The sequence below is a fragment of the Kitasatospora sp. GP30 genome (assembly GCF_029892145.1).
In the GTDB taxonomy this organism is placed as follows: domain Bacteria; phylum Actinomycetota; class Actinomycetes; order Streptomycetales; family Streptomycetaceae; genus Kitasatospora; species Kitasatospora acidiphila.
Genome location: NZ_JARZAH010000019.1, coordinates 21150 through 40854, shown reverse-complemented (window position 1 = coordinate 40854; position 19705 = coordinate 21150). Strand labels below are relative to the sequence as shown.

General features: G+C 71.8%; 17 protein-coding genes. 10 read left to right on the top strand and 7 right to left on the bottom strand.

Translation table 11 applies throughout. From position 1 onward, the window contains the following. Positions 1–151: 151 nt before the first annotated feature. Complete coding sequence (locus tag P3T35_RS24050) at positions 152–1303, bottom strand: serine hydrolase domain-containing protein (RefSeq protein ID WP_101384256.1); 1152 nt, start codon at positions 1301–1303, stop codon at positions 152–154. Between the two features lie 347 nt (positions 1304–1650). Here P3T35_RS24050 and P3T35_RS24045 point away from each other — a divergent pair, with 347 nt between their 5' ends. After that, positions 1651–2946, top strand: a complete 1296-nt coding sequence (locus tag P3T35_RS24045; RefSeq protein ID WP_101384257.1) for a hypothetical protein — start codon at positions 1651–1653, stop codon at positions 2944–2946. Positions 2947–3035: 89 nt separating this feature from the next. Here the strand turns inward: P3T35_RS24045 and P3T35_RS24040 are convergent, their stop codons facing one another. Continuing rightward, entirely contained in the window at positions 3036–4007 is a 972-nt protein-coding gene (locus tag P3T35_RS24040; RefSeq protein WP_101384258.1) for a helix-turn-helix domain-containing protein, read from the bottom strand. 200 nt (positions 4008–4207) lie between these two features. On the opposite strand from P3T35_RS24040, the gene P3T35_RS24035 reads away from it, so the two are divergent. The 3 genes from P3T35_RS24035 to P3T35_RS24025 all read left to right on the top strand — a co-directional run bounded on the left by P3T35_RS24035 (position 4208) and on the right by P3T35_RS24025 (position 7135). Further along, positions 4208–5218 (top strand): NADP-dependent oxidoreductase, encoded by a 1011-nt coding sequence (locus tag P3T35_RS24035; RefSeq protein WP_180356796.1) that lies wholly within the window; start codon positions 4208–4210, stop codon positions 5216–5218. A 204-nt stretch (positions 5219–5422) separates the two neighbouring features. Beyond that, on the top strand, positions 5423–6025 hold the full coding sequence (locus P3T35_RS24030; RefSeq protein WP_101384259.1) for an ATP-dependent Clp protease proteolytic subunit: 603 nt from the start codon (positions 5423–5425) through the stop codon (positions 6023–6025). A 192-nt stretch (positions 6026–6217) separates the two neighbouring features. Beyond that, the gene (locus P3T35_RS24025; protein ID WP_101384260.1) at positions 6218–7135 is read left to right on the top strand and encodes a slipin family protein; all 918 of its coding nucleotides are present in this window, start codon (positions 6218–6220) and stop codon (positions 7133–7135) included. A 16-nt stretch (positions 7136–7151) separates the two neighbouring features. On the opposite strand, the gene P3T35_RS24020 is transcribed toward P3T35_RS24025, so the two are convergent. Continuing rightward, positions 7152–7817: a macro domain-containing protein gene (locus tag P3T35_RS24020; RefSeq protein ID WP_101384261.1), complete on the bottom strand. Its 666-nt coding sequence runs from the start codon at positions 7815–7817 to the stop codon at positions 7152–7154. Between the two features lie 185 nt (positions 7818–8002). Between P3T35_RS24020 and P3T35_RS24015 the strand changes: the two genes are divergently transcribed. The 6 genes from P3T35_RS24015 to P3T35_RS23990 all read left to right on the top strand — a co-directional run bounded on the left by P3T35_RS24015 (position 8003) and on the right by P3T35_RS23990 (position 16885). Next, positions 8003–9622, top strand: a complete 1620-nt coding sequence (locus tag P3T35_RS24015) for an ADP-ribosyltransferase domain-containing protein (RefSeq protein ID WP_101384262.1) — start codon at positions 8003–8005, stop codon at positions 9620–9622. Between the two features lie 53 nt (positions 9623–9675). Beyond that, positions 9676–10791: an RNA ligase family protein gene (locus tag P3T35_RS24010; protein ID WP_180356797.1), complete on the top strand. Its 1116-nt coding sequence runs from the start codon at positions 9676–9678 to the stop codon at positions 10789–10791. A 50-nt stretch (positions 10792–10841) separates the two neighbouring features. Next, positions 10842–12056, top strand: coding sequence for an FAD-dependent oxidoreductase (locus P3T35_RS24005; protein WP_101384264.1), 1215 nt, complete (start codon positions 10842–10844; stop codon positions 12054–12056). Positions 12057–12101: 45 nt separating this feature from the next. Next, positions 12102–12827 (top strand): ribonuclease H, encoded by a 726-nt coding sequence (locus P3T35_RS24000; protein ID WP_101384265.1) that lies wholly within the window; start codon positions 12102–12104, stop codon positions 12825–12827. A 62-nt stretch (positions 12828–12889) separates the two neighbouring features. After that, complete coding sequence (locus P3T35_RS23995) at positions 12890–14740, top strand: serine/threonine protein kinase (RefSeq protein ID WP_101384266.1); 1851 nt, start codon at positions 12890–12892, stop codon at positions 14738–14740. Positions 14741–14926: 186 nt separating this feature from the next. Beyond that, positions 14927–16885: an APC family permease gene (locus P3T35_RS23990; protein ID WP_180356798.1), complete on the top strand. Its 1959-nt coding sequence runs from the start codon at positions 14927–14929 to the stop codon at positions 16883–16885. 40 nt (positions 16886–16925) lie between these two features. Here the strand turns inward: P3T35_RS23990 and P3T35_RS23985 are convergent, their stop codons facing one another. Genes P3T35_RS23985 through P3T35_RS23970 form a run of 4 tightly spaced genes read right to left on the bottom strand, consistent with a single transcriptional unit; the run spans position 16926 to position 19693 of the window. Continuing rightward, on the bottom strand, positions 16926–17666 hold the full coding sequence (locus P3T35_RS23985) for a VOC family protein (RefSeq protein WP_101384268.1): 741 nt from the start codon (positions 17664–17666) through the stop codon (positions 16926–16928). A 51-nt stretch (positions 17667–17717) separates the two neighbouring features. Further along, positions 17718–18167, bottom strand: a complete 450-nt coding sequence (locus P3T35_RS23980; protein ID WP_280707667.1) for a DUF3237 domain-containing protein — start codon at positions 18165–18167, stop codon at positions 17718–17720. Then, positions 18164–19330 carry a flavin-dependent oxidoreductase gene (locus P3T35_RS23975; protein WP_101384270.1) on the bottom strand — a complete coding sequence of 389 codons (1167 nt, stop codon included), beginning with the start codon at positions 19328–19330 and terminating at the stop codon, positions 18164–18166. The genes P3T35_RS23980 and P3T35_RS23975 overlap by 4 nt, the downstream gene beginning before the upstream one ends. Before the next feature lie 12 nt (positions 19331–19342). Further along, positions 19343–19693, bottom strand: a complete 351-nt coding sequence (locus P3T35_RS23970) for a cupin domain-containing protein (RefSeq protein ID WP_101384271.1) — start codon at positions 19691–19693, stop codon at positions 19343–19345. Positions 19694–19705 lie beyond the last annotated feature (12 nt).

Here is a 19705-nt window from a genome sequence, read left to right as displayed (position 1 = left end):
GCCGGGGTGGTGGAGGCACGAACTGCGAATCATTGCGGTAAGGGCAGGTTCCGGAAGTCGCACCGGAGTCCCGCGGCCGGCCGCCTCGACCGTAACAGAGCGATTGGTCAGTCCGCCGCCGGGTTTCGGCTCCCGCCGCCCGGTCAGCGGTTCACCGGCACAGTGCGGTGTCCACCGCGGTGTCCACGTGCTGGACGGTCGCGGCATCCGGGATGGTGGTGACGGTGACACTGACGGCCTGGCCGTCGTCGGTGACTCCGCCGCGCGTGTGGTAGCCGGGGATGTCGCCGCCGTGGCCCCAGAAGACGCCGCCGCAGGACAGCGGCTGGCTCATCAGGCCGAGCCCGTAGCGGGTGCCGGGGCCGAGCTTGTCGGCGGGGACGGTCGTGCGCATCTGGGCGAGTTCGGCCGGGGCCAGGAGCTTCCCCGAGAGGAGCGCGGTGAAGAAGTGGTTGATGTCGCTGTTGGTGGAGACGAGCTCGCCCGCGGCCCAGGCGACGGACGGGTCGAGCTCGGTGACGTCACGCCAGGGGCCGTCGCTCGCCTCCCGCTGGTAGCCCTCGGGGTGGGGCCCACGCAGCGTCAGCTCCCCGGGGGCGGGCACGTAGGTGTGGCGCAGGCCGAGGCGGTCGATGATCCGCGTGGTGATCTCCTCGCCCAGCGGCCGGCCGGTGACCTTCTCGATGAGCAGGCCCGCGACGATGTAGTTGGTGTTGGAGTACTCCCACTTCGTGCCCGGGGCGAAGTCGGCCTTCCGTGTGAGGGCGAGGTCAAGGAGGTCACGGGGTTCGTAGAAGCGGTGCGGGTCGGCGAGGATGTTGCCGATGGCCGTCAGGTACTCGGGCAATCCGCTGGTGTGCTGGAGGAGTTGGCGGACCGTGATGCGGCGGCCGTCGATCCCGTCGCCGCGGAGCAGGCCCGGCAGGTAGGTGTCGACCGGCTGGTCGAGGCCGACCTTCCCCTCGCCCACGAGCTGGAGCATCACGGTGGCGGTGAACGCCTTGGTGGTGCTGCCGATCCGCACCTGGCCGTCGCGCGGCACCCGTGCCCCGGTGGCCAGATCGCCGACGCCGGCGGTGTAGTCGCGGCTGCGGCCGTCGCGGCCGGTGACGGCCGCCAGCGCGGCGGGCACGCCGTCGTCGCGGACCAGCCCGTTGACGCTCCGCTGGACGGGGTCGGGGGCGGCCGCCAGTGCCGCGGGAGCTTGCAGCCCGGCGGCGGCCAGGGCGATGCCGGCCAGGACCGTCGCGCGTCGACGGGCGGCACGGGGCTTCTGGTTCGACAGCTTCGACACCTCGAACATGAACAACGACTCCTCCTGGTACTCGGGTTGTCGATGTCCACCTCACCACCGCAGGCGGCGCGGATCGTCGGAGCGAGGAACGAGAACGGGCCTGGGAGCAGGGGAGCAGAATGGCGGCCGACCAGGACCGTGCTCCCAGAGCCGGCCCGGCGACGCCAGGACCCGCCGCGCCCGGGTGGCACGAACGGTAACGGATCTGCCGTCTTCGGAGCTTCCTCGCCGCCGCGCCCGACCCGTAGCTTCCTTCAGGGCCGCAGCACGCGGCCTCCAGGGCCCAGAAGCCCGGCGACCCCCGCCGGACCGCAGCCGACGGGACGTCAACTCACCGAAGAACAAAGGAGATCGGTATGCCCAAGAAGAGGGCCGCCTTCGCCGTCACGCTCTGCGCGGCGTTAGGCCTGCTCGCCGCCGCGCCCGGGTCGGCCGAGGCGGCGGGCACGGTGACGTCGCATCACAACCCGCACCAGCTCAAGCCGAAGACGCAGAACGCGGCTCCGGCCGTCATCACCGGCGCGATGTCCAACCACGGCGGCCCGGTGCAGTCCGCGCCGAAGATCTACGTGGACTACTGGGGCTGGGGAGCCGACCCGAGCGGTGAGCAGGCCTATCTGAACCGGTTCCTGTCGTCGATCGGCGGCAACCCGTGGCTGGCCACCGTCAACCAGTACGGCGGCGGCTCGTCGCCGGTGCTGGCCGGCACCTGGTCGGACCCGGCCGCGATCCCGGCCAGCCCGAGCGACGCCCAGATCCAGGCCGAGGCGGGGGCCGCGGCTCTCCACTTCGCCACCGGCAACTCGGTGAACGTCGAGATCGTGGTGGCCACCCCGACCGGCCACTCGACCCCTGGCTTCGGCACCCAGTACTGCGCGTACCACGGCGCCATCGCCGGGCTGCCGAACGTGACCTACACCGACCTGCCGTACATGTCCGACGCCGGCTCGAACTGCGGCGCGGGCTCGGTCACCGGCTCGGCCCTGGACGGCGTCAGCATCGTCGAGGGCCACGAGATGGCCGAGACCATCACCGACCCGCTGCTCAACGCCTGGTACGACGCGGGCAACAACGAGATCGGCGACAAGTGCGCCTGGACCGGCCTCGGCACCGTCACCACCTCGGCGGGAACCTTCGCGATGCAGCCGCTGTGGAGCAACAGCGCCAACAACTGCGTGATGAGCGCGCCCAACATGCTGACCGCAGGGTCGTTCGAGCAGAACACCACCGGCTGGCAGCGACTGGTGCCGCCCGGCGGGATCGTGAACTGGGCCAACTACAACACGGCCGCCGGCGCTCCGGCACCCGCCCATGACGGCACCGGCTACCTGGCGTTCAACACCAACATCGGTGGCGGCTCGGTCTACCAGGACATCCCGGTCAACGTCGGGGCCGGCGCGTCGTACACGGCGTCGGTGTGGCTGTCCTCGCAGTCCGGGGGCGCGAGCGGGTCGTTCTGCCTCTGGGGACTGGGTGCCACCAACACCAACACCTGCGTCCCCTACAACGTGAACTCCGCCTCCGGCTACCAGTACTTCCAGATCTCGTACACCGCGCCGCAGCCGGTCTCCACGCTGCGCTTCCAGGTCTACCCGGCCGTCAACGGCGGGACCACGGACATGGACACCGCCGGCGTGGTCCGGATCGGGTGACCTCAGGGGTGAGGTGACACCGATCGGTGAGGAGGGTGGTCGCGGGATGCCGCGGCCACCCTCGACCGGTGCGGCCGCCGCGGGTCGGCTCAGCCGGCGTGCCGCCGGCCGCGGAGCTGACCCGCCGTCCGGCCGGTGCGGGTGCGCAGCAGCATCCGCAGGGTGCTGGCGGTCTCGTAGCCGACCCGGCGGGCGATGACGTCGATGGGCTCGTCGGTGCTGCGGAGCAGGTGGGTGGCCTGCTCGATCCGCAGGTCCTGGATGAAGCGCACCGGTGAGATGCCGAGGACGGACCGGGTGCGGCGCTGCAGGGTCCGCTTGCTGACACCGATGGCGTGGGCGGCGTCCGTGAGGGTCACCGGCCGGTTGAGGTGGCAGCGGACCCAGGCCTCGAACGCGGCGGTGGTGGCGTCCCGGTCCGCGAGGGCGGTGGGCATGGAGTGGGTGGCCTGGGTGGGGCGCTCCTCGATGATGAGCCGCCCGGCGACGAGGTCACTCAGGCTCGGGCTGCTGCGGCGGACCAGGGAGAGGGCGAGGTCCACGGCGCTGAAGGCCGCGCCGGCCGTCGTGATGCCGTCGCTGTGGGTGACCATGCGCTGTTCGTCGAGTGCCACCTTCGGGTAGCGCTCGCGGAACAGGGGGGCCAACTGCCAGGCGGTGGTGGCCCGCAGGCCGTCCAGGACGCCGCTGTCGGCGAGCAGGAAGGTACTGGTGCAGGCGCCGGCGAGCTGGGCGCCACGGACCCGGGTCCGAGCCACCAGCTCACGCGCCCGGGCGGTGCCCTCGCTCTCCAGCCACGGCGCCAGACCGTGCGGGAAAGGCGTGGAGACGGCCGGGACCAGCAGCAGGTCGCAGTCGGCCGCCCGGGCGACCGGCTCCGTGCCGACCAGGAGTCCGCAGGAGGTGCGCACCGTGCTGGTGAAGCCGACCCTGGTGAGATCCCAGGGCGGCGGGGGCTGGGGAATGCAGCCGCGGAGATTGTTGGCGGTCTTGAACACGTCCAGGACGGCCGTCAGTCCGGAGTCAAACACATCGTCAAGAACGAGCACGGCGATCCGCATGCGCGAACGGTATCGGAATCGCCGCTCCCCGTAACCGTTCCGTCTCGGACAGTTGAACACCGGCGCCCGCCGCCGACGGCCGGGCTGGTGGGTCGCGACGGTTCCGCGGGTGGCCCGTGGCGCACTGACTAAGCGCTTGCTTAGAATCGGGCCCGCAGGGACCCGCCGAGGTCCCACCGCCCAGTCGCCCAGGAGGCGCCATGTCGTCCACCGTGAACCGCCAGATCCGCCTCGCCCGCCGCCCCGTGGGCGACGTCGGCCCCGAGGACTGGGAGCACGCCACCGAGGCGGCCGCGGCCCCCGGCGCAGGTCAGTTCGCCGGCCGCACCCGCTACATCTCCCTGGACCCGGCGATGCGCGGCTGGCTCGACGACCGTCCCTCCTACCTGCCGCCCGTCGGCATCGGCGAGGTGATGCGGGCGGCCTCGATCATCGAGGTCACCGAGTCCGAGCACCCGGACTTCCAGGTCGGCGACCTGGCCACCGGCGCCTTCGGCGTGCAGGAGCGGGTGGTCTCCGACGGTCGGGGCGCCCTGAAGATCGACCCGGCCGCCGCCTCGCCCTCGACCTACCTGGGTGCCCTCGGCATGCCGGGCCTGACGGCCTACTTCGGGCTGCTGGACGTCGGGGCGCTCAAGGACGGCGACACGGTGGTGGTCTCCGGGGCCGCCGGGGCGGTCGGCAGCATGGCCGGCCAGATCGCCAAGGCCAAGGGCTGCCGGGTGATCGGCATCGCCGGCGGCGCCGAGAAGTGCGCCCTGCTGACCGGCGAACTCGGCTTCGACGCCGCGATCGACTACCGCACGGAGAACGTCCGCAAGGCCCTGCGCACCCACGCGCCGGACGGCATCGACGTGTACTTCGACAACGTCGGCGGCGAGATCCTGGACGCGGCCCTGGCCAACCTGGCCAGGCACGCCCGGGTGGTGATCTGCGGCGCCATCAGCCAGTACAACACCACCACCGGCGTCCAGGGCCCTGCCAACTACCTCGCCCTGCTGGTCGCGCGCGCCAGGATGGAGGGCTTCGTGATCTTCGACTACGCGCCGCGCTTCACCGAGGCCGCCCGGGAGATCGGCGGCTGGATCGCCGCCGGTCGCATCAAGGTGCTGGAGCACGTGGTCAAGGGGACCGTGGACGACTTCCCGGCGACCCTGCAGATGCTGTTCCGGGGCGAGAACACCGGGAAGCTCGTCCTCGAACTCGACTGACGGGCCGTCCCGACCGCTGTCGGCGCCGGCCGCTGTGCTCAATGCTCACAGCGAACAGGCCTCGCCGACAGCGAATTCCCCCTGAGCCGGACGGAAACCGGAGCGGTCGGCGGCTACTGTCGGGCGAGTGGCGGGGCGGCTCCGGTGCGGACCGCACGGGCCGCCACCCCATCGACCAACTCGCCTTGACGAACAGGTGGATTCATGACGACCGCACATGACGGAGCCGGCGACCTCATCTTCAACCGCCTCCTCGGAGACCGCATCATCTTCCTCGGCCAGGAGGTCGACGACGACATCGCCAACCGCATCGTCGCCCAACTGCTGCTCCTGGCCGCGGAGTCGGACAAGGACATCTACCTGTACATCAACTCGCCGGGCGGCTCGGTCACCGCGGGCATGGCGGTCTACGACACCATGCAGTACATCAAGAACGACGTGGTGACGATCGTCAACGGCATGGCCGCGTCGATGGGCCAGTTCATACTCACGGCGGGTGCCAAGGGCAAGCGGTACGCGCTGCCCAACGCCGAGGTGCTGATGCACCAGCCGTCCGCCGGCCTGGGCGGCTCCGAGAGCGACATCCGGGTCCAGGCCGAGCGGCTGCTCCGCAACAAGCAGCTGCTGGCCGAGCTGATCGCCAGGCACAGCGGTCAGAGCGTGGCGCAGATCAACGCGGACTCCGATCGGGACCGCTGGTTCACCGCTGCTCAGGCGGTGGACTACGGCCTGGTCGACCGGGTCATCCACAGCCCCGCGGACGTCCTCGGCGACAGCAGCACCCACCGACAGGCGCCCGGGTTCTGACGCCCGCGGCCACGGCGGGAGTGCGGCCGCGACGAGAAACGATAACGATCCGTCAAGACCGCCTCCCCGGGCTGTCGGCGCCCGCTGCGCAGGCGCATACTGTCCGGCGCGGCCGCCCTCGTGCGGCCGGGCCACTCCGGGCCCGGCCGGGTGGCGAGCCGCCAACGGGCAAGAACGGGGAAGGTCGAGCACGTGGGCGCTGTCGTCATCATCGTGGTGTTGCTGGTTCTCTGGCTGGTCCTGGGCGTGCGGGTGGTCCAGCAGTACGAGCGCGGTGTGGTGTTCCGCCTCGGCCGGGTGCGCGGCAACGTGCGTCAGCCGGGCGTCGCCCTGCTGATTCCCATCCTGGACCGGATGCGCAAGGTCAACGTCCAGGTGGTCACCATGCCGGTGCCCGCCCAGGAGGGCATCACCAAGGACAACGTCTCGGTCCGCGTGGACGCCGTCCTGTACTTCCGGGTGGTCGAGCCGATCAGGGCCACCGTCGACGTGCAGAACTACACCTTCGCCATGCTCCAGGTCGCGCAGACCTCCTTGCGTTCCATCATCGGCAAGAGCGAGCTCGACGACCTGCTCTCCGGCCGGGAGAACCTGCACCGCGGCCTGGAGTTGATGCTGGAGTCCCCGGCGACCGGGTGGGGCGTGCACATCGACCGGGTGGAGATCAAGGACGTCACGCTGCCCGACTCGATGAAGCGCTCGATGGCCCGGCAGGCCGAGGCCGACCGGGAGCGCCGGGCCCGGATCATCACCGCCGACGGTGAGTTCCAGGCCGCCGCCAAGCTCGCCGAGGCCGCCGGCAAGATGGCCGAGACCCCGGCGGCGATGCAGCTGCGCCTGCTCCAGACCGTGGTCGAGGTCGCGGCCGAGAAGAACTCCACCCTGGTGCTCCCGTTCCCGGTGGAACTCCTCCGCTTCTTCGAGGCCGCCGCGGCCCGCAGCGCCGACCCGGCCGCTGCCCCGGTCACCCCAGCAGCTCCGGCCGCGCCAGCTGCCCCAGTTGCCCCAGTTGCTCCAGCTGTCCCGGCGGCCCCGGACGCTCCGGCTGTCCCGGCTGTCCCGGCTGTCCCGGCTGTCCCGGCACAGGACAGCGCGCCCGCCGCCGGCTGAGAGCCGAACGCGCGGCTCAGCGACGCGCGGGCGGTGCTATTCGGACCCGCTGCTCGACCGGCGCGCTCTCGATGTCGTTCAGCTGCGCGACGATGGTGCCGCGCAGCTCGTCGTAGTCCTCGAAGTCGAAGTCGTTGAAGAGCGTGTAGCCCGTCCACATCAGGTTGGCGCACACCCGCGCCGGCACCTTGCCGGTCTGGGCGCCCATGCCGACCAGCGCCACCGACCGGATGCTGCCGGGCTTCGCGCGGTTCTGCTGGTGGATCGCCTGGAACGCGGCGGCGCAGGCCAGCGCCACATTGAGGGTCTCACTGACGTTCTGTGAAGAAGTCGCCATGGTCGGCGCCGAGATCAGGAACTTCGGGTTGACGGCGCCGGACGGGACGCACACCGCGCTCCCCACCGGCAGCGTGCCCGCGAACCTGTCGCGGATCGCCTTCTGCACCCGCAGCTGGATGCCCGCGCCGAGGTGACGCTTGATCACCGCGTCGACCCCGCCGTCCATCCGGCCCTTGGAGTTGGTGGGGCTGACCCAGGCGTCGACCTCCTCGGTGAGGATCGAGCCGCTGCGGATCTCGATCCCGGGGGTGTCGGCGAACGCCGCCCGCCAGGCCTCCACCACCGCCGAGTTGAGGTCGGTCAGCACCACCTTGAGCGGCAACACCACGCGATCCACGGTCATACGTCACTCCTTGTCGGAATGTGGTTCCTCCACTGCCCACGAAACTACCGGTCCGCACTGACAACGCAGCTCAAGGGGCGGGGCCGGGCCCTCGATTGTCAGTCCCGGGCGATATGACTGTGAGGTCCCGTCAGCGAACTGACGGGGCCTCACGAGTCACCGTCCGACATTCCGGAGCCACCGCCATGAGCGACGACAACGCCGTCCCCGCCACGTCCGACCCGAACGACCCGCTGGCCCTGGCGGAGCTGTTCAAGGGCGGCGGTGAACCGTGGCTGCCGCTGCTGAAGCCGGTCCTCGAAGCGCAGCCGGGCGCGGCCGCGTTCATAGGCCCCGGCCGCGGCCCGGACGTCGTGCCGGTGCGCGAACTGACCTTCCAGGCGCTCAAGCCCCATGCGCCGCACAAGTGGAAGGTCGTCGTCTTCGGCCAGAACCCGTACCCGCGGCCGGAGAGCGCCACCGGCATCGCCATGTTCGACAACACCTTCCACGACTGGAAGGACAGCCAGTTCGGCCGGGTCGTCAGCATCCGCTGCATCATCAAGGCCGCGGCGATGTGGAAGTACGGCATCCCCAAGAAGACCCCGATCGCCGACATCCGTGCGCTGCTGAAGGAGCACGACACCGTCCAGCCGCCGGAGTGGTTCCAGGCGATGCTCACCCAGGGTGTGCTGCTGCTGAACGCGGCACTGACCGCCAGCGCTGACGGGGCGATGGGGCCCGACCAGCACACCGCGTTCTGGCGCCCGGTCATCGAGCGGATCGTGGAGGAGATCCTCGCGGCCAAGCAGAACGCCGCCGAGGAGGACCGCGGTGTGGTCTTCGGATGGTGGGGTGCGCACGCGCGCACCCTGAAGAAGGTGGTGCAGCGGCTGGAGAAGAAGTACCCCGAGGTCGAGGTCCGGCACATCGACCACCCCAACCCCGCGGCGCAGGGCGACATCTTCTGCGACGGCGAGCACTTCCAGGTGGTGAACGAGGCCCTCGCGTCGGTGGGCGCCGACGAGATCGACTGGCTGCCGAGCGTCGGGTGGAACACCCCGGCGGCGGGAGCCGGCGGCGCCGACAGCGAACTCGCCGACCGCATGGGCGCGTTCATCGCCAACACGATGGAGCTGCACCAGCTCTACCTGGACCGGCTCGCCGGCGTCAAGGACGAGGGGCTCGTCCTCCCCGCGATCACCGGCGTGTTCGACACCCCCCTGATGGAGTTCCGCGACGCGGTGGAGCCCGTCGCCAAGCTGCTGCGCGGCCTCGACCGGCACGTCGCGCTGTCGCACGAGTTCGGCAAGCGGCGCGCCGACGAGGCGGCCGGCATCCTGTCCGCCGACGCGATCGCCGCCCTCTACCTCTACACCTGCGAGTCCGCGTTCTACCGGGAGATCAACGCCATCCTGCGCTCCCCGGACCGCAGCCGGCTCGCCCCGTACCTCCCGTACCTGCGGCTGCTGTTCGCGGCGGTGTCACAACTCCCGGCCCGCTCCGAGCCGTTGTGGCGCGGGGTGGGGCTGGACCTGCGGTCGCAGTACCCAGTGGGCAAGACCGTGACCTGGTGGGGCGTCTCCTCGTGCACGCCCAAGCTCGGCGTGGCGCAGGCCTTCCTCGGCAGCCGCGGCAAGCGCACCCTCTTCCAGGTGCTGCCGCTGAGGGCCACCGGCATCCAGAACTTCTCGGCGTTCACGGGCGAGGAGGAGTACATCCTGCTGCCGGGCACCCAGCTCCAGGTGACGGATGTGAAGGCCGAGCGCGGCGGCCTGTGCACGGTGACCCTCAGCGAACTCCAGGAGCAGCCCTTGGTCTCCTGAGCCCGAAGGTAACTCCGTTGCCCGGCTGACGGCGTGCGGCGATGATTCCGGACATGCCCGAAGCCAGGCCCGGTGCCACCTCGGAAACCACGTCCGGCAGCGCCGAGTTGCTGCCCTACCCCAAGATCTCCGCGCGGGGGCGGCTCTCCGCGTCCGGGGTGCGGGAGTGGGTCGCGGTGGAGAAGGTGCACGGCGCGCACTTCGCGGTGGTCTGCGACGGCACCGGGGTCCGCCCGGCGAAGCGGCGCGAACTGCTGGGCGACGGCGCGCTGGACGACTTCTTCGGCGTCAGCCGGATCTGGCCGGCGCTCTCCGTGGCGGCGGCCCGGTTCGCCGCGGCCGTGCGGGCCGACCGGGGTGACGGCGCGGTGGTGACCGTCTACGGCGAACTGGCCGGCGGGCACTACCCGCACCCGGAGGTGCCTGCCGTGGCCGGAGTCCAGCCGGTGCAGACCGGCGTGTGGTACGCGCCGGGCCTGCACTGGCTGCCGTTCGACGCCTCGGTCGACCAGGTCGAGCGGATTGACCAGGTCGAGCGGGGCGAGCAGGTCGAGCAGGGCGGGACCTCGAACGGTGCGGCCGGCGCCAGGTGGTGGCTCTGCGACCGGACGCTGCGGCAGGCCGCCGCCACCGCCGGGCTCAGCTGTCCGCCGCTGTTGGGGCAAGGCACGCTGACCGTGCTGCAGGACCTGCCGAGTACCTTCCCCAGCAAGGTCCCTGCCCTGCTGGGCCTGCCCGAGCTGCCGGACAACCTCGCCGAGGGCTACGTCCTCAAACCCGCCGGCGCCTGGCAGGAGACCGGAGCCACGGGCGCCGGACCGCGTCCGCTGGGCAAGGTGAAGCAGCAGGCCTTCGCCGAGGACGAGCGCTTCCAGGGCGCCCGCCCCTACCTGCCACCGCCGCAGGGCGCCGCCGGGATCCCCGCCTGGCTGCTGTTCCAGGCCGCGATGCTGCTCACCCCCGCCCGCGCGGCCGCCGCCGTGAGCAAACTGGGCCCGCGCACCCCGGTGGCCGCCGTGGCCGGGGAGATCGCGGACGATGCCACCGACGAACTCGCCGAAGCGGTAGGCGGATTGTCCGACGCCACCAGGACCTCGCTGCGCCAAGCCCTGGCCCCCGGAGCCCGCGCCCTGGCCGGTTTCGACGCCGAGGACCGCCGGGCCCGCTGAGCGCGGGGCTGCCGTAGGGTGTCGGGGGAGCGACGGTGAGGGAGAGTGAGTTGACGCGGATTCTGGTCATCGGCGGTGGCATCGCCGGGACGGCGGCCGCCCTGGCGCTGCACAAGGCCGGCCTCGACGCCACGGTCTACGAGGCGCACCCCGACACGGGAGCGGACATCGGCGCCTTCCTCACCCTGGCCAGCAACGGCATGCGCGCGCTGGCCCAGTTCGACGCCGCCGAACCGGTCGCCCGCGCCGGCTTCCCGATCACCAGCATGAACGTCGTCGACGAGTCCGGCACCGAGCTGGCCGCCATGCCACTCGGCGAGCCCGACCACCCGCTGACCCGCTACCGCTGCCTGCGCCGTGCCGAGTTGGGCACCGTGCTGCGGGCCGAGGTGCAGGAGCGGGGGATCCCCATCCGGCACGCGGCTCGCCTGCGCACCGTCACCGAGACCGCGACCGACATCACCGCGCACTTCGCGGACGGCAGTTCGGCCACCGGCGACCTGCTGATCGGAGCCGACGGGCTGCGCTCCACGGTGCGGTCGTGGCTCGATCCGTCCGACGCCGGGCCGTCCTACGCCGGCCAGCGGGTCTTCTACGGCTACAGCACCGCGGCACCGCCGCCGTCCGCCGTGCCGGAGCGGATCACCATGGTGCGCGGCAGCGCCGCCGCCTTCGGGTACCTGGTCTCGCCGAGTGGTGAGACCTTCTGGTTCGCGCGAGTGGCCGGGCTGCCGGTGACCGCCGAGGAGGCCGCGGATCCGACACCCGGTCAGTGGCGCGACTGGCTGCTGCCGCTGCTCCGCCCCGACCGCACCGAGACGGCCGACATCGTCGCGGGGACGGGTGACGAGCTCATGGTGACCAACGCCCTGCACCTCACCCCGGGCCTGCGCTGGCACACCGGCCGTGCGGTGCTGATCGGCGACGCCGCCCACGCGGCCTCCCCGGCCACCGGCCAGGGCGCCTCGATGGCCCTGGAGGACGCCGTGGTGCTGGCCAAGGCACTACGCGACGCCCCCACCCGCGACGCCGCCCTGGCACGCTACGAGCTGCACCGCAGGCCCCGCACCGAACGCAACATGGCGGTCAGCGCCCAGCTCACCGCCAGCCGCACCCCCGCCGCGGCCGCTCCCCGGGACTCCGAGAACCCCGCCCCTCGGGACTCCGAGAACCCCGCCCCTCGGGACTCCGAGAACCCCGCCTCGCACGTCGACGAGGACCTGCTGCGCCTGCTCACCTGGGACACCCCGCTGCCGGAGGGCTGAGGCCGGCGGCGCGGTGCACCTGCCGCGGGCTGGCATGATCGGTACATGAGCGAACGAGTCATTGCCGCGTGTGACGGAGCAGCCAAGGGCAACCCGGGGCCGGCCGGTTGGGCCTACGTGGTGGCGAACGGCGCGGGAGTGCCGCAGCGCTGGGCGGCCGGGGCGCTCGGCCACAGCACCAACAACATCGGCGAGTTGACGGCGTTGCGGCAGCTGCTGAGCGCGACGGATCCCGCGCTGCCGCTGGAGGTGCGGCTCGACAGCACCTACACCCGTGACGCGGTGACCAAGTGGCTGGTGGGTTGGAAGCGCAACGGCTGGAAGACCGCCGCGGGCAAGCCGGTGGCCAACCAGGAGCTGATCCAGAGCATCGACGCGCTGCTGGAGGGACGGGACGTCACCTTCGTGTACGTTCCCGCCCACCAGGCGAACGGCGACCCGCTGAACGCCATCGCCGACAAGGCCGCCAGCGACGCCGCCCGCACCCAGGAGGACGCCGCCGGCACCGCGGAGAACCTCCCGGTGCCGGACCCGGTGTCGAGCATCGCCCCGCGCGCCGCCCGCTCCGCGTCGGGAAAGGCGTCCACGTCGAAGACGGCGCCCGCATCGGGAACGGCGGCCAAGCGCGCCTCCTCGGGCGGCTCGCGGACCCTGGCCGCCCGTTACCCCGGCACCTGCCCCTGCACCCGCTCCTACGCGAAGGGCGACACGATCACCAAGGTGGGCAGCAGCTGGGGCCACCCGGAGTGCGCGACACCGAGCGGCAGCTGACGGACCGGGCCCCGATAGAGTCTGCTCGGCAACGACCCTCGGGGGAGAGTTTGGTGGCAGGCATGCGGCCGTTGGTGGCAGGGGATCCGTCGGTCATCGGTTCGTACCGACTGCTCGGGCGGCTCGGCGAGGGCGGCATGGGCTGTGTGTACCTCGGCCGCACCGCCGGGGGCCGGACGGTCGCGGTCAAGGTGATCCGGCCGGACCTGGCCAGGGACCCGGAGTTCCTGGCGCGGTTTCGCCGTGAGGTGGCCGCGGCGCGCCGGGTCGGGGGCACCTGGACGGCGCCGGTGATCGACGCCGACACCGATTCGGCCGAGCCCTGGGTCGCCACCGGGTACGTCGCGGGGCCCGCGCTGTCACAGGCGGTGGCGGAGTTCGGCCCGCTGCCCGAGCACGGCGTGCGGGCGCTGGTGGCGGGGCTCGCAGAGGCGCTGGTCGCGGTGCACGGGCTCGGGCTGATCCACCGTGACATCAAGCCGTCCAATGTGATGCTGTCACCGCACGGCCCGGTGCTGATCGACTTCGGGATCGCGCGCGCGATCGACGGTTCCGCGACCTCGTCGCTCACCGGCAGCGGCGAGGTCATCGGTTCGCCCGGCTACATGTCGCCCGAGCAGGTGCTGGCCGGGCCGCTCACCCCGGCCTCCGACGTCTTCCAACTCGGCGCGGTGCTCGCCCACGCGGCCACCGGCCGGGGGCCGTTCCAGGCGAACAGCGCCGCCTCGCTGCTCTACCAAGTCGCCCACGGCGAGCCGGAGCTCGGCTCGCTGACGGGTGAGCTGCGGATGCTCGCGGAAGCCTGCCTGGCCAAGGACCCAGCGAACCGCCCGACCCCGCAGCAGATCGCCGCGCAGCTCGCACCGGGCGGCGCCGCCGGGCTGCTCACCGCCGACTGGCTCCCGGCGCCGGTGATGGCCCAGATCAGCCGCCGCACCGTCGAGTTGCTCAACCTGGACGCGGCGCCGGAGCCCGCCGCGCCGCCGCCGCACCCCGCCACCGTGCGGGAGGTGCCGCGGGCGGCCACGGCACGGGACGTGCCCGTGGCGCCGCCTGCTCCGGCCGTGCCGCCTGCTCCGGCCGTGCCGCCTGCCCGGGCCGTGCCGCCTGCCCCGGCCGCATCGGAACCCACCCCGGCCGGGTCGCCCCCGCCCGTCACGCCGACCCGCGTCATCGGCACCCCGCCCGCAGGCGCCCCGCCCATCGAAGCCCCTCCGGTAGGCACCCCGCCCGTGTGGACGCCCCCGGTGGCCGCACCGCCTAAGCGCCCGGGCAGGGGGCCGGGCCTGATGGCCGCGGCGGCCGTCGCGGTGGTCGTGGTGGTCGGTGCGGCGATCACCGCCGTGGTCCTCAACTCCCAAGACGGCAAGCCCCGGTCCGGACCGATCGACTACTCGACCGTGTCGCCGCCCGCCTCGGCGCCCAGCGCGAGCAACGGTCCCCAGGGCCAGTACAAGCCGGTGGCCGACCTGTGCCCGCACGTCGACACCGATACCCTCCAGCAGGCCCTCGGCCAGCTCGCCGCCTCGCCGTCACCGGGCACCGTCTCCAACCTGGGCCCGGAGGGGGACACGGCACTCTGCACGACCACGTACGGCGGCAGCGGCACCACCGTCCAGATCTCCGCGACCGTCGCCGCGGACCGCGCCACCGCCCGGGGGGCGTACAGCTCAGCCATCAAGGGCCGGTCCGACTCGGGAAGCCGGCCGGGCGTCCCGCTGGGCGAGCAGGCCGTGGAGTACGAGCACTCCCTCGAAGCCACGCACGGGTGCTGGAAGTACGAGGTGATCGTTCAGGACAGCAACCTGCAGATCACCATGTCGGCGACCATCTGCTCGGCCACGCAGGACGCCACGAAGGCGGTGGTCCTGGACGACGCCCTGAAGAACACGATGGACGCGCTGAAGGGGTAGCGGGCGTCAGCTTGCCGGTCTGCCGGATGCCGATGGCCGGCCCAAAAGACGGCCGGCCCAGAGGAGGGCTGGCCCAAAAGGGCGACACCGGCCGAACGGATACCGACGGTGGCGGGGCCGGTCGCATAGCCTTTCGGCCTGATACCGGTCGGTGCCGCCGACATGCGGACGTGGACAGGGGGCAGGGTGAGTTCGTCGGGTGCGGCTGCGTCGACGCGCGGGGTGAGGTTCCGGGCCTGGCTGCTGGAGGGCCTGTCCGACCAGGCCAAGCAGTACCAGGGCCCGCATGCGGAGGCGCCGGTCCAGGAGAAGGGCCAGCGCTGGTGGCGGGTCATGTGCCTGACCGGTCTGGACTACTTCTCCACGCTCGGCTACCAGCCCGGCATCGCGGCGCTCGCGGCCGGGCTGCTCTCGCCGGTCGCGACCATCGTGCTGGTGGCCGTGACGCTGTTCGGCGCGCTGCCGGTCTACCGGCGGGTGGCACAGGAGAGCCCGCACGGTGAGGGTTCGATCGCGATGCTGGAACGGCTGCTGTCGTTCTGGCAGGGGAAGCTGTTCGTGCTGGCGCTGCTGGGCTTCGCGGTCACGGACTTCATGATCACCATCACCCTGTCGGCGGCCGACGCGACCGCGCACCTGGTGGAGAACCCGCATCTGCACAGCAGCCTGTCCGGCAAGCAGGTGACGATCACTCTGCTGCTGGTCGCGCTGCTCGGCGCGGTCTTCCTCAAGGGGTTCAGCGAGGCGATCGGCCTGGCGGTGGTCCTGGTCGCGGTCTACCTCGCGCTCAACGTCGTCGTCGTGGTGAACGGGATCTGGCATGTGCTGAAGGCCCCGGCCCTGGTCACCGACTGGTCCAGCGCGCTCACCGCCGAGCACGGCAACGTGATCGCGATGATCGGCGTGTCGCTGCTCATCTTCCCGAAGCTGGCGCTCGGCCTGTCCGGCTTCGAGACCGGCGTCGCCGTGATGCCGCACATCGAGGGCGACCCCGAGGACACCGAGGAGCGACCCGTCGGCCGGATCCGGGGAGCGCGCAAGCTGCTCACCACCGCCGCGCTGATCATGAGCGCGTTCCTGATCACCACGAGCTTCATCACGACGGTGCTGATCCCCAAGGCCGCGTTCGAGCCGGGCGGGGAGGCCAACGGCCGTGCCCTGGCCTACCTCGCTCACCAGAATCTGGGCAGCACCTTCGGCAGCGTCTACGACCTGTCGACCATCGCGATCCTCTGGTTCGCGGGCGCCTCGGCGATGGCCGGCATGCTCAACCTGCTGCCGCGCTACCTGCCCCGGTACGGCATGGCGCCGCACTGGGCGCGGGCGGTACGGCCGATGGTGATCGTGCTGACGCTGATCGCGTTCCTGGTGACGTGGATCTTCAACGCGAGCGTGGACGCCCAGGGCGGCGCGTACGCGACCGGTGTGCTGGTGCTGATCTCCTCCGCCGCCATCGCCGTCACCATCGCCGCCCACAAGGCCGGGCAGCGCCGGGGGACCATCGGTTTCGCCGTCATCGCGGCGGTGTTCGTCTACACGACGGGTGTGAACATCTCCGAACGTCCGGACGGTGTGAAGATCGGTGCCTGCTTCATCGCCGGCATCATGCTGGTCTCCTTCCTGTCCCGGATCATGCGGGCCTTCGAACTGCGGGTCACCGACGTGGTGCTGGACGATACCGCCGAGCGGTTCGTCCGGGACTACATCCACCGGCCGATCCGGCTGATCGCCAACGAGCCGCACAACCGTGACCTGGCGGAGTACCAGGAGAAGAAACGGGAGATCCAGGCCCACCACGACATCCCGGCCGAGGCCGACCTGGTCTTCGTCGAGGTGATCGTCCGCGACCCGTCGGAGTTCGAGTCGGTGCTGACCGTGCACGGCGAGGTCCTGTACGGCCGCTACCGGCTGCTGTCGCTGGAGAGCGCCAGCGTCCCGAACGCGCTGGCGGCCCTGCTGCTGACCATCCGGGACCGCACCGGGCAGCTTCCGCACATCTACTTCGAGTGGACCGAGGGCAGCCCGTTCGCCCACCTGCTGGGCTTCTTCCTGTTCGGCCAGGGCGAGGTCGCCCCGGTCACCCGTGAGGTGCTGCGCGAGGCGGAGCCGGACCGCTCCCAGCGCCCGCGCGTCCACGTCGGGTAGGCCGGCGGAGGTGCTGGGACCGCGCTCCAGGGCAGGGCAGTCAGGGCAGGGCGAGGACGCAGAACTCGTGGCCCTCCGGGTCGGCCAGGCAGGTCCACGGGGCGTCACCCTGGCCGAGGTCGAGGTCGGTGGCGCCCAGGGCCCGCAGCCTGGCGACCTCCGCCGCCGCGTCGTCACCGGGGTACGGCAGCAGGTCGAGATGGACGCGGTCCGGCACGGTCTTCACGTCGGGCGTGCGGAGGAACTCGAGGTACGGGCCGACACCCCGGGCGGAGCGGAACACCGCACTGTCGTCGGTCACCTCGTGCAGGGTCCAGTCCACCGCCTCGCCCCAGAACCGGGCCATGGCCCGCGGATCCGCGCAGTCGACCACCACCGCGGCGATCGGCCCGGTGTCCCGGTAGACCTCCCGGGGCTCCAGCACGCAGAACTCGTTGCCCTCCGGGTCGGCGAGGACCGTCCACGGCACTTCGCCCTGGCCCACGTCGACGGGCGTCGCACCGAGAACCAGGAGGCGCGCGACCAACTCCGCCTGATGGGCCGCAGAGGTGGTGGCGAGATCGAGGTGCACTCGGTTCTTCGTCGATGTCTTGGGTTCCGGGACGGGAACGACGTCGATGCCGACGGCGACCGGGTCCGGCCAGACGAGGGCGGCCTCGGGGCTGACGTAGGTGGTCACGCCGGGGCTGTGAGCAGTCCAGCCGAGCGCCTGCGCCCAGAACCGGCCGACCGCCGAGTGATCGAGAGCCTTGATGTTCACCATCACAGGTCGCAGTGCCATGCCGACGATCCTATGCACCCCGCAACGGCGTCCAGTCGCATTGCGCGCCCCTCAGGTGATCGTGAACGCCGCGTAGCGGACGGCCTCGGCGGTGCGGGCGCCCGTGGCGACGGCGAGGGTCCGGTTGAGCCAGCGGTAGCGGTCGTCACCCGTCTCGAAGCGGCAGAAGAGCCTGAAGTAGTACTCGGCCGGATCCACCTCCTCACCCGCCGCGAGGCGCCGCAGGACCTCGGGCGGGCCGTGGCGGACGCCGCTGGTGGTGAGGTAGAGGTACGCGCCGTCGTGGGTGCGCAGCGTGTGGCGGGCGTCGATGCTGGCCGTGCCGTCGGGGTGCAGGACCTGCCAGTCCGCTCCGCCCGGCAGGACCACTCCGGCGAGGCGCGGTCCCTCGAAGGTGCCGCCGATGATGTTGATCACCCGGCGGCGGCCCCAGTGCGAGTCGCCGAGGTCGAGGATCGGGTCGAGTCGTACGTCGAACGTGGCCAGGCTCTCCAGGTTCACCGCACGCTCCAGGAGGCGCGCCCGTTGAGCAGGGCCGGGTCGAAGCCGGCGAGGCGCTTGTACGCGGCGGCGATCGCGGTGCGCTCCGCGAGGGGGACGACCTGCTCGATGTCGTCGAAGCCGCCGGGGGCCCGTTCATGGGCGAGCCGCATGACCACCTCGGGCCCCTGCTGCCGGTTGGCGAGTTGGAGTGCGGTGGTGGCGGGGCGGCGGATCTCCTCGTAGGCGGCGGTCCCGCCGGTCGTGGCGAGCGAGTGGGCGAGCACCCGGGCGTCGATGATCGCCTGGGAGGCACCGTTGGAGCCGACGGGGTACATGGCGTGTGCGGCGTCGCCGAGCAGGACGACGTCGTCCCTGGTCCAGTGCGGGAGGGGGTCGCGGTCCACCATCGGGTACTCGTAGGCGGCCTCGGCTGCTGCGATCATTCCCGGCACGTCCAGCCAGTCGAACGTCCAGTCGGCGAAGTGCCCGACGACGGCGGCCAGGTCGGCGGGACGGTTCCAGTTCCCGCGCTCCGGCGGTTCCCCGCCCAACGGTCGCTCGGCTATCCAGTTGATCTGCCGCCCGTCACCGATCGGGTAGGCGACGAACTTCTGGGTGCCGTCGCCGGCCATGATCATGGACCGGCCGGTCAGGAACGGCTCGCCGAAGGTCGTTCCCCGCCACAGGACGAGCCCGTTCCACGGCGGTGCCCCTTCACCGGGGAAGAGCGCGGCCCGGACGCTGGAGTGGATGCCGTCTGCGCCGATCAACAGGTCGGAGCCGTGGCGCAGGCCGGTGATCCGGCTGTCGGTCCGGACGGCGTGCGCACCGAGGCGTTCGCGGACGGCGTCCAGCAGCAGCATCTGCAGCGCACCCCGGTGGACCGAGTACTGCGGCCATCGGTAGCCGGCGCCGAGCCCGCGCGGCTCGGACCAGATCGCCTGCCCGTAGCGGTTGAAGTAGGCCAGCTCGGCGGTGGGGACGGCGATCGCGGCCAGTCGGCCGGCCAGGCCCAGCTCGGTCAACTCCCTCACGGCATGCGGGAGGAGGTTGATTCCGACGCCGAGCGGCCGGACCTGGCGGGAGGCCTCGTGCACGGTGATGTCCTCGAACCCGGCCGCGTGCAGGCTGAGTGCGGTGGCGAGTCCGCCGATGCCCGCGCCGGCAATGGTGATCCGCACAGCGTTCTCCTCTCAGTGGTGCAGCGTGATCGCGTAGGCCTTGCGCAGGGTCTCGTGCACGGTCCAGGTGGTCCGGTCGCCCTCGCGCAGGACGGCGAGGTCGCCGGGGCCGACCTGGAGGGTGGGACCGTTCTCGACCTCGATGGTGGCGCGGCCGCTGATCACCACGAAGAGCTCGTCCGCCTCGGTGTCCGTGACCACGCCCGGCGTGATCTGCCAGATCCCGCGCAGGCACCGGCCGTCGGGCGACTCCCAGAGGAGCCTGCCGGAGACCTCGGGGGTGCCGGAGAGGATCTGGTCCTGGGGGAGGGGTTCGGGCTCCAACTCGGCGTCGGGTATGTGCTGGACGAAGCCGTGGGTCATGTCCGGTGTCTC

Bases quoted from the DNA above. Each gene is read 5' to 3' on its own strand.
- P3T35_RS24050 (WP_101384256.1), bottom strand. From the start codon at position 1,303: ATGTTCGAGGTGTCGAAGCTGTCGAACCAGAAGCCCCGTGCCGCCCGT.
- P3T35_RS24045 (WP_101384257.1), top strand. From the start codon at position 1,651: ATGCCCAAGAAGAGGGCCGCCTTCGCCGTCACGCTCTGCGCGGCGTTA.
- P3T35_RS24040 (WP_101384258.1), bottom strand. From the start codon at position 4,007: ATGCGGATCGCCGTGCTCGTTCTTGACGATGTGTTTGACTCCGGACTG.
- P3T35_RS24035 (WP_180356796.1), top strand. From the start codon at position 4,208: ATGTCGTCCACCGTGAACCGCCAGATCCGCCTCGCCCGCCGCCCCGTG.
- P3T35_RS24030 (WP_101384259.1), top strand. From the start codon at position 5,423: ATGACGACCGCACATGACGGAGCCGGCGACCTCATCTTCAACCGCCTC.
- P3T35_RS24020 (WP_101384261.1), bottom strand. From the start codon at position 7,817: ATGACCGTGGATCGCGTGGTGTTGCCGCTCAAGGTGGTGCTGACCGAC.
- P3T35_RS24015 (WP_101384262.1), top strand. From the start codon at position 8,003: ATGAGCGACGACAACGCCGTCCCCGCCACGTCCGACCCGAACGACCCG.
- P3T35_RS24010 (WP_180356797.1), top strand. From the start codon at position 9,676: ATGCCCGAAGCCAGGCCCGGTGCCACCTCGGAAACCACGTCCGGCAGC.
- P3T35_RS24000 (WP_101384265.1), top strand. From the start codon at position 12,102: ATGAGCGAACGAGTCATTGCCGCGTGTGACGGAGCAGCCAAGGGCAAC.
- P3T35_RS23995 (WP_101384266.1), top strand. From the start codon at position 12,890: ATGCGGCCGTTGGTGGCAGGGGATCCGTCGGTCATCGGTTCGTACCGA.
- P3T35_RS23985 (WP_101384268.1), bottom strand. From the start codon at position 17,666: ATGGCACTGCGACCTGTGATGGTGAACATCAAGGCTCTCGATCACTCG.
- P3T35_RS23970 (WP_101384271.1), bottom strand. From the start codon at position 19,693: ATGACCCACGGCTTCGTCCAGCACATACCCGACGCCGAGTTGGAGCCC.